Here is a 13446-nt window from a genome sequence, read left to right as displayed (position 1 = left end):
GGGTGCCCTCTGGCGTGCAGCTTTACCTTGCATTTCCAGGGGGGTGAGCTTCCCGGACCCGCCTGTACCGTCGGCACGCATCGCACGGATTCACGAACCGTGCACGTAACGCGCCGGAAAGAAAAGGCAGGTAAAGGCCCCATGAGGCTCCCCGTTCTCACCGAAGAGGAAATGGACCCGCGCCAGCAGGAACTGGCCGCCCGCATCGCCGGCCGGCGCGGTGCCGTCCGCGGACCCTTCCGGGTCTGGCTGCACAGCCCGGAGATGTGCGAACGGGCCGAATCCCTCGGCGCCTTCGCCCGCTTCGACTCCAGCCTCCCCAAGCACCTGAGCGAACTCACGCTGCTGATGGCCGCCCGCAACTGGGACGCCCAGTACTCCTGGAACGCCCATGTGCACCAGGCGATCGAGGCCGGCATCCCGGAGGCCGCCGTCAAGGCGATCGCCGAGAAGCGCGAGGCCGTCTTCGACAACGAGGCGGACCAGGTCTTCTACCGGTTCTGCCGCGAGATCCTCGACGACCACTTCGTCACCGACGAGACCTTCGCCGCCGCACTGGAGCACTTCGGCTCCAAGGGCCTGGTCGACACCATCGGCGCGCTCGGCAACTTCACCATGCTCGGCATGTGCCTGAACACCTTTCAGGTGGACCTCCAGGCCGACAAGGAACCCCCGTTTCCGGATATCCGCGGCTACGGCCGTATCGCCCCGGACAGCTCCGACGGCGCCGACGGCACCGAGTCACAGCCGTGACAACTCCGGTGGGAGACGCGGTACTTCGCGTCCGGGGGGTCATCAAGAGCTTCGGCGGCGCGGCTGCGCTCAAGGGCGTGGACCTCGATCTGCACCCGGGCGAGGTCCACGCGCTGATGGGCATGAACGGGGCCGGCAAGTCGACGCTGGTACAAGTCCTTTCGGGTGTCCACCAGTCCGACGCCGGCACCGTCGAGGTCAACGGGCAGGCGCAGCACGGACTTACGGTCCGCAAGGCACGCCGGCTCGGCATCGCGTCGGTGCCCCAGCGCCGAGAGCTGGCGATGGGGCTCACCGTCGCCGAGAACGTGATGCTGGGCGACCTGCCGACGCGCGCCGGGGCCGTACGCTGGAAAGCGGTCAACTCCGAGGCCAGGAGAGCACTTGAGGCCCTCGGCATCGACATCGACGTGACGCGGACCGCGGGTTCGCTCACCGTCGCCGAACAGACCATGGTCGAGGTGGCCCGCGAGGTCCGCCGCGGCGGCCGCATCCTGATCCTCGACGAACCGACCGCCTGTCTGAGCGCCGAAGCGGCGCAGCAGATAAGGGAGTTGGTCCGCACCCTGCGCGACGAGGGTGTCGCCGTCGTCTACATCTCGCACTACATCGACGAGGTGCTGGCCGTCGCCGACCGGGTTACGGTGCTCCGGGACGGAGCGGTCGTCCGCAGCGCTCCGGCCGCCGAGTTCGACGCCGCCGGTCTCGTACGCAGCATGGTCGGCCGGGACGTCGTCTCGCGGCGGACCCAACGGCCCGCCCCCAAGGACGAGATCGGGCTCACGGTGCGCGGCCTCACCGACGGCCGGGCGGTACGGGACTTCACCGTCGAGGTGCGCAAGGGCGAGATCGTCGCCGTGCTCGGACCGGCCGGGGACGCGCAGTCGCGCCTCTTCGACCTGCTCTCCGGGCGCCGCCGCCCCGAGACCGGCCAACTCGCCGTGGACGGAACTCCGGTGCCGTTCGGCCGAGTTCCCGCCTCGCTCGCCAGCGGCCTGCGGTGCGTCACCGGCGACCGTCGCGCCCTCGGCCTGGTCCCGGAGTTGTCCCTGGACGAGAACCTGATGCTGGCCGGCGACCGCTTCGCCCGCCGCCGGACACACCGACGCGCCCAACTCGCGCGCCGGGCCGCCCCGTTGCGCCGCAGCTACGGCGTGGTCGCACTCGCCGGGAACCCGCCGGCGGGCGCGCTGTCCGGGGGCAATCAGCAGAAGGTGCTGCTCGCCAAGTGGCTCCAGACCGAGCCGGTCGCCTGCTTCCTGGAGGACCCCACCAACGGGGTCGACATCGCGGCCATGGCCGACATCCACGCCCTCGTCGACGACCTCGCCTCACGCGGTGTCGCCGTACTCCTCGCCTCCTCGTCCGCCGAGGAGGTCAAGCGCCTCGCCGACCGGGTCGTGGTCGTCAGCGCCGGCCGGACGGTCGCCGAGCACGACATCGACGCCATCACCCACGACGAACTCGTCGCCACCGCCCTCGGAGGTCAACCGCAGTGAGCGTCAAGACACTTCCCGACGCCCCCGGCGTCGACGACCCACCCGGGAAAGCCCGTTCCCGCTTCTCGTGGGCGGCATTGCGCGGTGCCCCGCACACCGGGCTGATCGCCGTCCTGATCGTCGTGATCGTGGCGACCTCGATGCGCACCGACTCGTTCGCGACCGACACGAACGTGATCAACATCCTGCGTCAGGTCAGCGTCGTCGCCGTGATCGCGGCCGGCCTCACGCTGCTGATGACCGCGGGCGGCATGGACTTCTCGATGGGCAGCAACGTCGCCGTGACGACCGCGGTCGGGGCGCAGTTGCTGGCCCACGGCCACTCCACCGCGTTCACCGTCGTGGTCTCACTGGTGCTGGCCACCCTGATCGGCCTGGTCAACGGGGTGGTCGTGACGTTTACGAACGTGGCCCCGTTCGTCGCGACGCTGGCGACGGCCACGCTGCTGGACGGCGTCGCCCTGCTCGTGCTCGACAGCGTCAGCGTCTCCATCGGCACCAGGATGTTCGCCCTCGGCAACAACAAGATCCTCGGGGTGCCGTATCTGCTGGTCGTCGCGATCCTCGTGCTGGTGGCGACCGCCCTGGTCATGCGGTTCACCGTGTTCGGCCGCGACGCCTTCGCCATCGGCGGCAACGAGCACGTCGCCCGGCTCAGCGGTATCAATGTCACCGCCCGCAAGCTCTCGCTCTACTCCCTCACCGGCGCCCTGTCCGGGCTGGCCGGCCTGATGCTGCTGTCCCGGCTCAGCGGCAGCAGCCCCGGCACCGGCGGACTCCCGCTCCAGCTCCAGGCCGTCGCCGCGGTCGTCATCGGCGGCACCGCCCTGGCCGGCGGCTACGGCACGGTCGTGGGCACCGCGCTCGGCGTGGTCCTCCTCGGTGTGGTCGCCAACGCCCTGAACCTGCTCCAGGTCTCCAGCAACTACCAGTCGGTCTCCGTCGGCGCGGTGCTGCTCATCGCGGCCGTCGCCAACGAGATGCACAAGGCACGTTCCGCACGGCATTGAACGGCCCTACTCACTTCCGCATCCACAAGGACTGCATTCAGAAAAGGCGGTTCACCATGAGAATCTCGCTCCGTTCCCGCCGATCCATGCTCGCCGCGTTCGCCGGCACCACCCTGGTGCTGAGTGGTTGCGGTACGAGCGACGACAGCGGGAGTTCCGGCGATGTCACCCTCGGGTTCGTCAACGGTGGTGACACCGAGTTCCACAGCTGTCTCCAGAAAGCGGTCGAGCAGGAGGCGAAGACACAGAACGCCAAGGTCTTCACCGCCAACTCGCACCAGAATTCCACCACCGAGCTGTCCAACATCGAGGACATGACCTCGCGCAGCGTGAGCGTGCTGATCGTGCAGACGGTCAACGTGGACGCGCTGAAGGGCGACATCGCCAAGGCGAGGGCCGCGAACATCCCGATCTATCTGACCTCCGTGGCCACCAGCGACGTGAACGACATCCTCGGCGCGGCCGTCGTGGACCTCACGAAGGTCGGCGCCCTGGACGCGGGCTGGGTCGCGACGGACGCGGGCGGCAAGAGCGTCGAGGTCGGCGTGATCGCGGGTGCGCCCGGTGCCGCCTCCGACCTCCTCGTGGGCGGCTTCACCAAGGCGCTGCCGAGCACCGCGAAGGTGGTCGCGAACCAGCCGGGCATGTTCAACCCCGTGAAGGCACAGGACGTCGCCGAGAACATGATCCAGGCCCACCCGGACCTGCAGTACGCGTTCGTCGCCTCCGAGGACATGGCGCTGGCCGCCCGCAAGGCGTTCGACGCGGCCGGCAAGAAGGACGTGAAGATCGTCACCGTCAACGGCACGGACGAGGGCCTGGCCGCCGTCAAGGACGGACGGCTCTCCGCCACGGTGGCCAACTCGGCCATGGCGATAGGACAGACCGCGGTGAAGAACGCGGTCGGTCTGTTGGCCAAGAAAAAGGTTGACAAAATTGCCAACATTCCTCTTTTGTTGGTGACCAAGGACAACCTGAGCAAGGCCCCCCAGTACTGCCCGAAGTGACGAGTACCGCCTGACGTGACGAGTACCGCCTGAAGCAGCGGAGTCCGGTGCCGGGAGCGACACCTGTCTCATCGTTGTCCGAGCCGCCTGTCCGGCACATCGCCGGAATGTCCAAGTGGAGCCGCCACCAGGACATCCCGGCAGGGGTCGGACCCGTCAGTACGACCGGCACCGCCGCCGGGGCCCACCCCTGGCAGACGTGGGCCTCCGGAGGAATCATGGATCGACTGCTCCTCATGCACAGCTTCGTCACCGTCGCGCAGGCCGGCAGCTTCAGCGGCGCGGCGAAGAAGCTGGGCTCGTCGGGCTCGCTCGTGTCGCGTCACGTCGCCGAGCTGGAGCGGCAGGTGGGCGTCCGCCTGGTCAACCGCACCGCCCGCTCGGTCAGCCTCACCGAACCGGGGCTGAAGTACGCCGAGTTCGCGGCCCGCATCCTCGACGAGATCGAGGCCGAGGACGCCGTCATCTCGCACCTCCACGACCGCGCCGAGGGCACCCTGAGCATCATCTGCCCGAAGTGGATAGGCAGCCTGGACCTCGGGGACGCGATCGCCGCCTTCTCCGCCGCCCATCCCAAGATCCACGTCCGCTTCGAACTCGGCGGCATGTCCGACCGGACGTACGACTTCCTGGACAGCGGCTTCGACGTCGCCTTCCACACCCGCGACCTGCGCGACTCCAGCGTCCGCCTCAAGAAGATCGCCTCGCTGCCCTTCGTGCTCTGCGCCTCCGAGAAGTACCTGGAGCGCGGCGGCCCGCTCACCGAGCCCAACGGCCTCGCCCTCCACGACTGCCTCGTCCACGTCAACGACCCGGTCTGGCGCATCGGCCACGGCCACGCCTCCACCCTGCACAAGATCCGCAACATCGCCTTCTCGTCCAACTCGTACATCGCCCTCCAGAAGGCCGCTGTCCACGGCCGCGGCATCGCCCTGCTGCCCCAGCGCCCGGCCTACGACGAACTGATGACCGGCGCCCTCCAGGTCCTGCTCCCCGAACTGACGGTCCCCGACCGCCCCCTGTTCGCGATCTACGGCCCCGGTCAGGCCACCCCGCGCAAGGTCAGCGTGTTCCTGGACTTCCTCGCCGCATGGTTCTCACAGAACCCCATTCCGGCCATCGGGTCGTAGCCGCAAGAAACGATTGCGAATTCAGACGAGCCCGGACCATTGAGGCCTTCACGCCCCGAAATCTAGGCTCGCCGGGCGACCCGCGAAACGAGGCATCCATGGGAATCCAGAGAATCGAATCCGTCACCTACGGGATCGACGACGTAGACGAATGTGTCCGTTTCTTCGGCGACTTCGGGCTGTTCCTGCTGGAGCGGACCGAGGAGCACGCGGTCTTCGAGACCCTCACCGGGCAGACCCTCCACCTGGACACCGTGCCCGGCCCCCTGCTGCCCCCACCGGTGGAGGCAGGCCCGACCATCCGCGAGGTGGTCTGGGGCGTCGACACCCCGGAGGAACTCGCCCGGCTGGTCGCCGAGTCGGGCCGCGACCGCAAGATCCACGAGAGCGCCGACGGCGTCCACCACACCGTGGACGAGAGCGGCTTCGGTGTCGGACTCACCCTGGCCCGCCCGAAGAACGCGGACGTCACCCCGCGGCCTGCCAACGTCTCGGGCAGCGTCGACCGCTGGAACACCGCGCTGGAACCGCTCACCCGGGCCTTTCCGCTCCGCATGTGCCATGTCGCGCTGAACATCGTCAAGGCGGGCCGCGAGGAAGCCGTCGCGTTCTACACCGAACGGCTCGGCTTCCGGCCCACCGACATCGTCGAACCGATGGGCGTGTTCATGCAGGCACCGGGCGACGACGACCAGCACACCATGCTGCTGTGCCACCGCCCCGACCGCGCCGGCGTCAACCACATCGCCTACGAGGTCCCCGGCTTCGACGGCGTCATCGAGGGCGGCAACCACATGATCGAGCGCGGCTGGCGGGAGGCCCGCAAGCTCGGCCGCCACACCGTCGGCTCGAACGTCTTCCGCTTCCTGCACGCTCCGTGCGGCGGCCGCGTCGAGTACGCGGCGGACATGGACCGCGTCGACGACACCTACGAGACCCGCGTCCACGAGACCACCCCGCCGCACCACATCTGGGCGCTGCGCTCCAACCGCGACCAGCAGGACGCCCCCGCCACCTGACTCTCCTCCCCAGCCTGAGAGGGCACCCACTCATGACCTCCGACCACGGCTACCCCGCCGTCCGCATGTACATCGCGGGCGAGTGGTGCCAGGGCGGCACCGGACGGACCGCCCCGATCGTGAACCCGGCCACCGCGAAGGTGATCGGCGACGTACCCCTCGCCACCACCGCCGACCTCGACCGCGCCCTCGACGCGGCCACCGAGGGCTTCCGCGTCTGGCGCAACACCCCGATCGCCAAGCGTTCCGCGATCCTGCACGCCGCCGCCGACCTGATCACCGGACGCGCCCCCGACATCGGCCGGATCATGGCCCAGGAACAGGGCAAGCCCCTCCGCGAGGGCACCACCGAGGCCCTGCGCACCGCCGACACCCTGCGCTGGCACATCGAGGACGCCCGCCGCGCCTACGGCCGGATCATTCCGTCCGCGCCCGGCACCCTGCTCACGGTCCGCCGCGAACCGGTCGGCCCCGTCGCCGCGTTCGTGCCGTGGAACTTCCCCGTCGGCGGCCCCAACCGCAAGCTCTCCTCCGCCCTGTCCGCCGGCTGCTCGATCGTCATCAAGGCGTCCGAGGAGACACCCGGAACCGCAGCCGCGCTGGTGGCCTGCTACGCGGACGCCGGACTCCCGGCCGGTGTCCTCAACCTCGTCTTCGGTGAACCGGCCGAGGTCTCGGCCCACTTGATCCCCTCGCCGCGGATCCGCCTGGTCGCCTTCACCGGCTCGGTCCCGGTCGGCAAGCTCCTCGCCGCCCGGGCCGGCGAGGTCATGAAGCCCACCCTGATGGAACTCGGCGGCCACGCTCCGGTCATCGTCTGCGCGGACGCCGACCCGGTGAAGTCCGCCCGCAAGGCGGCCCAGGCGAAGTTCTTCAACGCCGGCCAGGTGTGCACCTCCCCGAGCCGCTTCCTCGTCCACGAAAGCATCGTCGAGGCGTTCACCGCCGAGTTCGTGAAGGCCGCCCAGGAAGTCACCGTAGGAGACGGCCTCGACGCCGACACCACCATGGGTCCGCTCGCCAACGAGCGCCGGTTGCAAGCCATGGAGACTCTCGTCGCCGACGCCGTCGAACGTGGCGCCAAGGTGCTCACCGGCGGCCAACGCCTCGACCGCGACGGCTACTTCTACGCCCCGACCGTCCTCACCGACGTACCGGCGGACGCGAAGCTGATGCACGAGGAACCCTTCGGCCCGCTCGCCCCGATCGTGCCGTTCACCGACCTGGACGAGACCCTCGCCCTCGCCAACTCCCTTCCCTACGGCCTCGCCGCCTACGGCTTCACCGAGTCCGCCGCCACCGCCGAGAAGCTCATCGACGCGCTGGAGGCCGGCATCCTCTCCATCAACCACTGCGGCGGCTCCGTCGCCGAGGCCCCCTCCGGCGGGGTAAAGGAGAGCGGCTACGGCAGGGAGGGCGGCCCCGAAGCCCTCGACGCGTACCTGGTCACCAAGCGCGTCTCGCACCTGCTGGCGGGCTGAACTGCCATGCGGTACACGCGAGTTGCGGTCGGCGGCCGGGCGGTGTGGGGTCGCGTGGGGGAGGAGGACATCGAGCTGCTGTCCGAGTCCCCGATCGAAGGGGACCCGACCGTGATCGGCGGCGTGCCGGTCGCCACCGCGCACTGGCTGCCCGTCGTCGTCCCGCCCGTGTTCTACGCCGTCGGCATGAACTACCCGCGCCACATCGCGCACGCCCGTGCCCAGACGCCCACCCGCCCCGAGGTCGGCTACCGGGCCAACAACGCGCTCACCGGTCACCGTTCACCCATCGTCAAGCCGGCCGGGGTCGAGGGCCGCTTCGAGGCCGAGCCCGAACTCGTCGCCGTGATCGGCCGAACGGTGAAGCACGCCTCCTACGACGAGGCCCGCAAGTCGGTCTTCGGGTGGACGATCGGCAACGACGTGAGCGCCCGCACCTGGCAGCACCAGGACCGCTCGTTCTGGCGCAGCAAGAACAGTGACACGTTCAAGCCCATGGGCCCCTGGATGGAGACCGACGTCGATGCCCTGGCGCAGACCACGACACTCTGTGTGAACGGGGAGGTCCGTGCCTCGTTCGCCACCGGCGACATGGTCTTCGACCCCTTCGACCACATCGTCGAACTCACCAAGCACATCACCATGCACCCGGGGGACGTGCTGTGGATGGGCGCCGAGTCCACCTGCCAACTCGAACCCGGCGACACCGTGGACATCGAGATCAGCGGCATCGGCGTCCTGTCCAACCCCGTACACAGCGAAGGGAATCCGTCATGAGCAGCGCACCCCGCTACATCCACCACGTCAACTTCCCCACCACCGACCCCGACCGGACCGCCGAGTGGTACACGAAGGTCTTCGGGATGAAGCGCATCATGCCCAAGTCCAACTCCCGTGTGGTGCTGATGACCCGCGGCAACTTCGACCTCCACTTCACGCCGGTCGAGGAGATGGAGCGCATGGCGCCCTATCACTTCGCCGTCGAGGTCGACGACTGGGACGAGTTCCTCGCCCACATCACGGACCTGGGCATCCGCCACACCCGGCCGATCGAACGGCCCGAGAACCAGTCGAAGTTCTGCTACATCCACGACCCCGACCACACCATGATCGAGCTCGTCTTCCACGGTCGCCGCCCCAACTAACCACGCGCGTACAGGAGTTCACCTCCATGCCCATCGCCGACTCCGACGGCACCTCCATCTACTACGAGCGCCACGGCAGCGGTCCGGCGATCCTGTTCGTGCACGGCAGCGGCGGCCACCACGCCGCCTGGTGGCAGCAAGTGGCCGCGCTGCGCGAGGAGTTCACGGTCATCACCGTGGACCTGCGCGGCTTCGGCAAGTCCGACGCACCCACCCCTCCGAACTCGTCGAGGCCCGAGTTCGACGGGCAGGACTTCCCCGGTGACGTGGTCGCCGTACTGGACCAGGAGGACCTGACCGACGCCATGTTGGTCGGCCAGTCCATCGGCTCCGTCGCCGCGCTCCGCGCCGGACTGCTCCGCCCCGAGCGCGTGGGCTCCGTCGTGCTCGGCCACTCGCTGGGCGGCATCAGCCACCCCGAGCTGAAGGAACTCGCCGCCGCCGACCGCGCCGAGGCCGTCAAACTGCCGGTCATCGACCGCCTGTTGACGAAGCGGTTCCAGCAGGAGCGGGCCGACCTCACCTTCCTCTTCCAGCAGATGGGCGCGTTCAACGTCGCCAGGATGCAGGACCTGCGCAACCTCGACACCAACGGGCCGTCCCTGGACGACATTCGGGCCTCGGGCGTCAAGGTCGCCTTCCTCGCCGGTGAGAAGGACGCGGTGCTCAGCGTGAAGACGGTGACCCGCGCCCACGAACTGCTGCCCGGCTCGCACCTGGAGATCGTCCCGGACGCCCCGCACTCCATGTACTGGGAGACGCCCGCCGAGTACAACGCCGCCGTCGCCCACCTGCGCCGCACCCTCACCGCACCGAAGGAAGCAGCATGAGCAGCCTCACCCTGGACGCCGCCGAGGAGATCATCGACGCCGCCCACAAGCGCGCCCAGTCGATCGGGAAGGCGGTCAGTGTCGCCGTCGTGGACGCGGGCGGTTTCCCCATCGCCATCCGCCGCCCGGACGGCGCCCGCCCGCTCACCCCGGACATCGCCCGCGCGAAGGCGTACACGGCCGCCATCATGCAGCGCCCCGGCAAGATGCTGAAGAAGTGGCAGGAGAGCCAGCCCGTCTTCTTCGCCCAGCTCTCCCAACTCCCCGGCGCCGCCATGCCGATCATGGCCACCGAGGGCAGCCTCACCATCAAGAAGGACGGCGAGATCATCGGCGGCCTCGGCATCGCGGGCGGTACCGCCGACGAGGACCAGCAGATCGCCGAGGAGGTGCTCTCCTCCCTCGGCTATGAACTGGAGTTCGCCGCCTGGGGTGTCGCGGGCAAGCCGGCCTCGTCCGGAAAGGACGCATAACTCATGGCGGACACGTTCAACTACCGCATCGACCACCAGGGCAGCCTGGTCCGCCCCGCCGAACTGACCGCCGCCCGCGCCGCCGGAGACCCCGAGGCGCTGAAGGAGGCGGAACTCCAGGCGGTCAAGGACGCGATCGTCTTCCAGCGCAAGCTGCGCTCCACCGTCGTCACCGACGGCGACTTCCCCCGGGAAGACTTCCGCAGCGCGGTCCTTGACGGAGTATCAGGTTTCCGACGTACGGACGAGACCGACGCGGACGGCCTGGTGCGCTGGGTCGCGGAGTCACTGCCGAAGGCCAACGGCCCGCTACTCGCGGACTGGGCGGCACGCCTCACCGAGCTCACGGTGATCGCCCCGAAGGCCTCGCTGCCCTCGCCCGCGTACCTCGCCGCCACCACCTACCAGCCCGGCCACGGCCCGTCCTCCGCAAGGGAGTTGGGGGAGGCACTCGCGGAGATCGTCCTCGCCGAGATAGAGCTGCTGGTCGCCAAGGGCGTACGTCTGATCCAGCTCAACAACCCTCTCCTGCTGGGCCAGTTGGCCACCGCCCCGGCCGACCCAGGCGCGCTCTCCTTCGAGGACGCCCTCGCCGTCGACGCGCTCGCGGTACGCCTGGACGAGCGGCCCGAGGGCGTACGGATCGCGGTGGCCCCCGGCCCGGTCGCCCCCGCCGCGGTCGACTGGGCCCGTGCCGAGCGGCTCTACGGCGAGATCGGCGCCGACCGCTGGATCCTGCCGTTCGACCAGGGCACCCCGGCCGAACTCGCCCTGGTCAAGGCCCTGCCGGAGGGCCGCGACTTCTGCCTGGGTGTCGTCGACGCGACCGTGCCCGCGCTGGAGGACATCGACACGGTGATGGCCAGGCTCGACGCCGTGGGGGAGTTCAAGGACCCGGAGGACGGGGCCGTAGCGCCGTCCCGGGGCTTCGCCGACGTGGCGAGCCGGCCGTTGCTGAGCAGCGAACAGCAGCGCCGGAAGATCGAGTTGGTGGAGACGGTGGCACGGTACGTCTGGGGCAACGAGTTCTGACGTACGGACCGGGAAGCGCGGGAGACGCGCTTCCCGGCGGGGTCTCACGAAACCTCAGAGCACCTCGGCGAACGTCACCCTGCGGTCGGTCAGCAGCGGCCAAATGGTCTCCACGATCAGCTCGTTGAAGTGCTCGGCCGCCTTGTGCGCGTCGAAACCGGCCCGGTCGGCGTACTGCTCGTACAGCACGAAACTCCCCGGCACGTCCGCCTCGGCGTGCACCTCGTACGCCAGGTTCGCAGGCTCTGCACGGGTGTGCTCGCGCACCTTCAGCAAGGCGGCACGCACCGTGGCCTCGTCGGCGGGCTCGCAGAAGTAGTGGGCGATGACGGCGTAGGCCATGTCGTGTCTCTCCTCGTCGAAATCCTCGGCGGATCCTCGAATCCTCAGTGGATCCGCGGCTCCCGGCGGCAGGTCGGCGGTTGCCGTCCGGCTCGTCGATTCCAGCACGGAACAACCCTGCGCCGACCTGCGCCCCGCGCAAGCAATGCCTGCCTCCGCGGGGCTGGTGGCACCGCCCCCACATGGTGTGTTGTCGCATCCGGCCCACTGTGGCCGCCGACTGTGCAGACCGCGGACCGGCACCGCGGCGGACGAAGGAAGTGATCTTCATGCGAAGCCTGGAAACCCTCTCCGGTGGAGAGTGGGTGACGACCGGCGAGTGGATCGAGGTACAGAACCCCGCCGACGTCCGCACCCCCCTCGCGCGCATCCCCGCTCTCGCCGCCAAGGACGTCACCCGCGCCTACGACCACGCCGAGCGCGGCTTCGCCGTATGGAAGCGCACCAGCCCCTTCGAGCGGGCCCGCGTCTTCACCGAGGCCGCCAGGCTGATCCGCGACCGCGTCGACGAGATCGCCGCCGACGTCACCGCCGAGAACGGCAAGACCGCCGCCGAGGCCCGCGGCGAGACCCTCAAGGCCGCCGACTTCCTCGACTACTACGCGGGCCTGGCCCGCCAGGGCTACGGCACCCTCCTGCACGACGCCCGCCCGAACACCCGGGTGCACACCCAGCGCGAGCCGATCGGCGTGATCCTCGTGATCAGCCCTTGGAACGACCCGCTGATCACCCCGGCCCGCAAGTTGGCCCCGCTGCTCGCCACCGGCAACGCGGCCGTGTTCAAGCCGGCCACCGAGACACCGTTGTCGGGCCTGCACCTCGCCCGCGCCCTGCACGACGCGGGCCTGCCGGCCGGTGTCCTGAACGTCGTCACCGGCCGCACAGCCGAGATAGAGGAGGCGCTTCTCGACGATCCGCGCATCGTCGCCATCACCTTCACCGGCTCCAACGAGGTCGGAGGCCGCATCCGTCGTCGCCTCGCCGACCGCAACGTCCGCTTCCAGGGCGAACTCGGCGGCAAGAACGCCTCCGTGGTCCTCAAGGACGCCGACCTGTCGTTCGCCGCGAGGACGGTCGTAGCGGCTTCGTTCGGGCAGGCAGGGCAGCGCTGCACCGCCACCAGCCGGGTCGTCGTAGAACGGCCGGTGTACGACGAGTTCACCCGCCTCCTGGTCGCGGAGGCCGAGGCTCTCAAGCTCGGCCCGGGCAACGACCCGGCGACCACTCTGTGCCCGCTCTCCAGCCCGAAGCAGCGCGACAGCGTCCTCGCCCACCTCGCAGGGGCCGTAGAACAAGGCGCGACCGTTCTCACCGGCGGTCACGCGGACACCGACGGCGACCACGCGCACGGCTGTTTCGTCCAGCCGACGGTGCTCGCCGACGTCACCGCCGAGACGGCGATCTGGCGGGAGGAGGTCTTTGGACCGGTCCTGGCCGTGCGTGCCGTAGACGACTTCACGCAGGCCGTCGACGCCGTGAACGACTCCGAGTTCGGCCTCGCGGCAGCGGTGTTCACCCGGGACCTCGCCTCGGCCTACCGCTTCGCGGATGAGGCCGAGTGCGGGCAGATCGCGGTCAACGCGACCACCCCCGGCTGGGACGTGCACCTGCCCTTCGGCGGATTCCACGACTCCGGCACCGGCTACAAGGAGCAGGGCGACGAGGTCCTGCGCTTCTCCACCCGGGTCAAGACCGTTGCCATCCACTTCGGCGCCTGAGTAAGTC

14 protein-coding genes are annotated in these 13446 nt (G+C 69.5%); 13 read left to right on the top strand and 1 reads right to left on the bottom strand.

Features of this window, described 5'->3' with window-relative positions; translation table 11 throughout:
- Positions 1 to 171 precede the first annotated feature (171 nt).
- From OG407_RS03990 to OG407_RS03935, 12 genes are all read left to right on the top strand, one after another.
- A complete protein-coding gene (locus OG407_RS03990; RefSeq protein ID WP_405868265.1) occupies positions 172 to 753 on the top strand; it encodes a carboxymuconolactone decarboxylase family protein in 582 nt (193 codons plus the stop codon).
- Positions 750 to 2252, top strand: a complete 1503-nt coding sequence (locus OG407_RS03985; RefSeq protein ID WP_405855048.1) for a sugar ABC transporter ATP-binding protein — start codon at positions 750 to 752, stop codon at positions 2250 to 2252. Before OG407_RS03990 ends, OG407_RS03985 begins: the two co-directional genes overlap by 4 nt.
- A complete protein-coding gene (locus OG407_RS03980; RefSeq protein WP_405855046.1) occupies positions 2249 to 3262 on the top strand; it encodes an ABC transporter permease in 1014 nt (337 codons plus the stop codon). Before OG407_RS03985 ends, OG407_RS03980 begins: the two co-directional genes overlap by 4 nt.
- 56 nt (positions 3263 to 3318) lie before the next feature.
- Positions 3319 to 4269, top strand: a complete 951-nt coding sequence (locus OG407_RS03975) for a sugar ABC transporter substrate-binding protein (protein ID WP_405855044.1) — start codon at positions 3319 to 3321, stop codon at positions 4267 to 4269.
- Positions 4270 to 4487: 218 nt separating this feature from the next.
- The gene (locus tag OG407_RS03970; RefSeq protein ID WP_405868263.1) at positions 4488 to 5399 is read left to right on the top strand and encodes a LysR family transcriptional regulator; all 912 of its coding nucleotides are present in this window, start codon (positions 4488 to 4490) and stop codon (positions 5397 to 5399) included.
- A 98-nt stretch (positions 5400 to 5497) separates the two neighbouring features.
- Complete coding sequence (locus tag OG407_RS03965; RefSeq protein WP_405855042.1) at positions 5498 to 6418, top strand: VOC family protein; 921 nt, start codon at positions 5498 to 5500, stop codon at positions 6416 to 6418.
- Between the two features lie 32 nt (positions 6419 to 6450).
- Positions 6451 to 7899, top strand: coding sequence for an NAD-dependent succinate-semialdehyde dehydrogenase (locus OG407_RS03960; RefSeq protein ID WP_405855040.1), 1449 nt, complete (start codon positions 6451 to 6453; stop codon positions 7897 to 7899).
- A gap of 6 nt (positions 7900 to 7905) precedes the next feature.
- Entirely contained in the window at positions 7906 to 8676 is a 771-nt protein-coding gene (locus tag OG407_RS03955) for a fumarylacetoacetate hydrolase family protein (RefSeq protein WP_405855038.1), read from the top strand.
- Positions 8673 to 9044: a VOC family protein gene (locus OG407_RS03950; RefSeq protein ID WP_043663869.1), complete on the top strand. Its 372-nt coding sequence runs from the start codon at positions 8673 to 8675 to the stop codon at positions 9042 to 9044. The genes OG407_RS03955 and OG407_RS03950 overlap by 4 nt, the downstream gene beginning before the upstream one ends.
- Positions 9045 to 9070: 26 nt before the next feature.
- Positions 9071 to 9874, top strand: a complete 804-nt coding sequence (locus tag OG407_RS03945) for an alpha/beta fold hydrolase (protein ID WP_405855036.1) — start codon at positions 9071 to 9073, stop codon at positions 9872 to 9874.
- Positions 9871 to 10347, top strand: coding sequence for a heme-binding protein (locus OG407_RS03940; RefSeq protein WP_405855034.1), 477 nt, complete (start codon positions 9871 to 9873; stop codon positions 10345 to 10347). The genes OG407_RS03945 and OG407_RS03940 overlap by 4 nt, the downstream gene beginning before the upstream one ends.
- 3 nt (positions 10348 to 10350) lie before the next feature.
- A complete protein-coding gene (locus OG407_RS03935) occupies positions 10351 to 11379 on the top strand; it encodes a methionine synthase II (cobalamin-independent)-like protein (protein ID WP_405855032.1) in 1029 nt (342 codons plus the stop codon).
- 54 nt (positions 11380 to 11433) lie between these two features.
- Here OG407_RS03935 and OG407_RS03930 read toward each other — a convergent pair whose 3' ends face one another.
- Positions 11434 to 11721, bottom strand: a complete 288-nt coding sequence (locus OG407_RS03930) for a putative quinol monooxygenase (protein WP_405855030.1) — start codon at positions 11719 to 11721, stop codon at positions 11434 to 11436.
- A 269-nt stretch (positions 11722 to 11990) separates the two neighbouring features.
- Between OG407_RS03930 and OG407_RS03925 the strand changes: the two genes are divergently transcribed.
- Positions 11991 to 13439, top strand: coding sequence for an aldehyde dehydrogenase family protein (locus OG407_RS03925; protein WP_405855028.1), 1449 nt, complete (start codon positions 11991 to 11993; stop codon positions 13437 to 13439).
- Positions 13440 to 13446: the final 7 nt, after the last annotated feature.

Origin of the sequence: Streptomyces sp. NBC_01515, assembly GCF_045040345.1 — a bacterium.
GTDB lineage: Bacteria > Actinomycetota > Actinomycetes > Streptomycetales > Streptomycetaceae > Streptomyces.
Note: the sequence above shows the minus strand (reverse complement) of the source record. Positions and strands in the feature narration are given on the sequence as shown.

What these genes read in the sequence shown, in the direction of transcription:
- OG407_RS03990 (WP_405868265.1), top strand. Translation starts at nt 172, where the DNA reads ATGGACCCGCGCCAGCAGGAACTGGCCGCCCGCATCGCCGGCCGGCGC.
- OG407_RS03975 (WP_405855044.1), top strand. Translation starts at nt 3,319, where the DNA reads ATGAGAATCTCGCTCCGTTCCCGCCGATCCATGCTCGCCGCGTTCGCC.
- OG407_RS03970 (WP_405868263.1), top strand. Translation starts at nt 4,488, where the DNA reads ATGGATCGACTGCTCCTCATGCACAGCTTCGTCACCGTCGCGCAGGCC.
- OG407_RS03965 (WP_405855042.1), top strand. Translation starts at nt 5,498, where the DNA reads ATGGGAATCCAGAGAATCGAATCCGTCACCTACGGGATCGACGACGTA.
- OG407_RS03960 (WP_405855040.1), top strand. Translation starts at nt 6,451, where the DNA reads ATGACCTCCGACCACGGCTACCCCGCCGTCCGCATGTACATCGCGGGC.
- OG407_RS03955 (WP_405855038.1), top strand. Translation starts at nt 7,906, where the DNA reads ATGCGGTACACGCGAGTTGCGGTCGGCGGCCGGGCGGTGTGGGGTCGC.
- OG407_RS03950 (WP_043663869.1), top strand. Translation starts at nt 8,673, where the DNA reads ATGAGCAGCGCACCCCGCTACATCCACCACGTCAACTTCCCCACCACC.
- OG407_RS03945 (WP_405855036.1), top strand. Translation starts at nt 9,071, where the DNA reads ATGCCCATCGCCGACTCCGACGGCACCTCCATCTACTACGAGCGCCAC.
- OG407_RS03940 (WP_405855034.1), top strand. Translation starts at nt 9,871, where the DNA reads ATGAGCAGCCTCACCCTGGACGCCGCCGAGGAGATCATCGACGCCGCC.
- OG407_RS03935 (WP_405855032.1), top strand. Translation starts at nt 10,351, where the DNA reads ATGGCGGACACGTTCAACTACCGCATCGACCACCAGGGCAGCCTGGTC.
- OG407_RS03930 (WP_405855030.1), bottom strand. Translation starts at nt 11,721, where the DNA reads ATGGCCTACGCCGTCATCGCCCACTACTTCTGCGAGCCCGCCGACGAG.
- OG407_RS03925 (WP_405855028.1), top strand. Translation starts at nt 11,991, where the DNA reads ATGCGAAGCCTGGAAACCCTCTCCGGTGGAGAGTGGGTGACGACCGGC.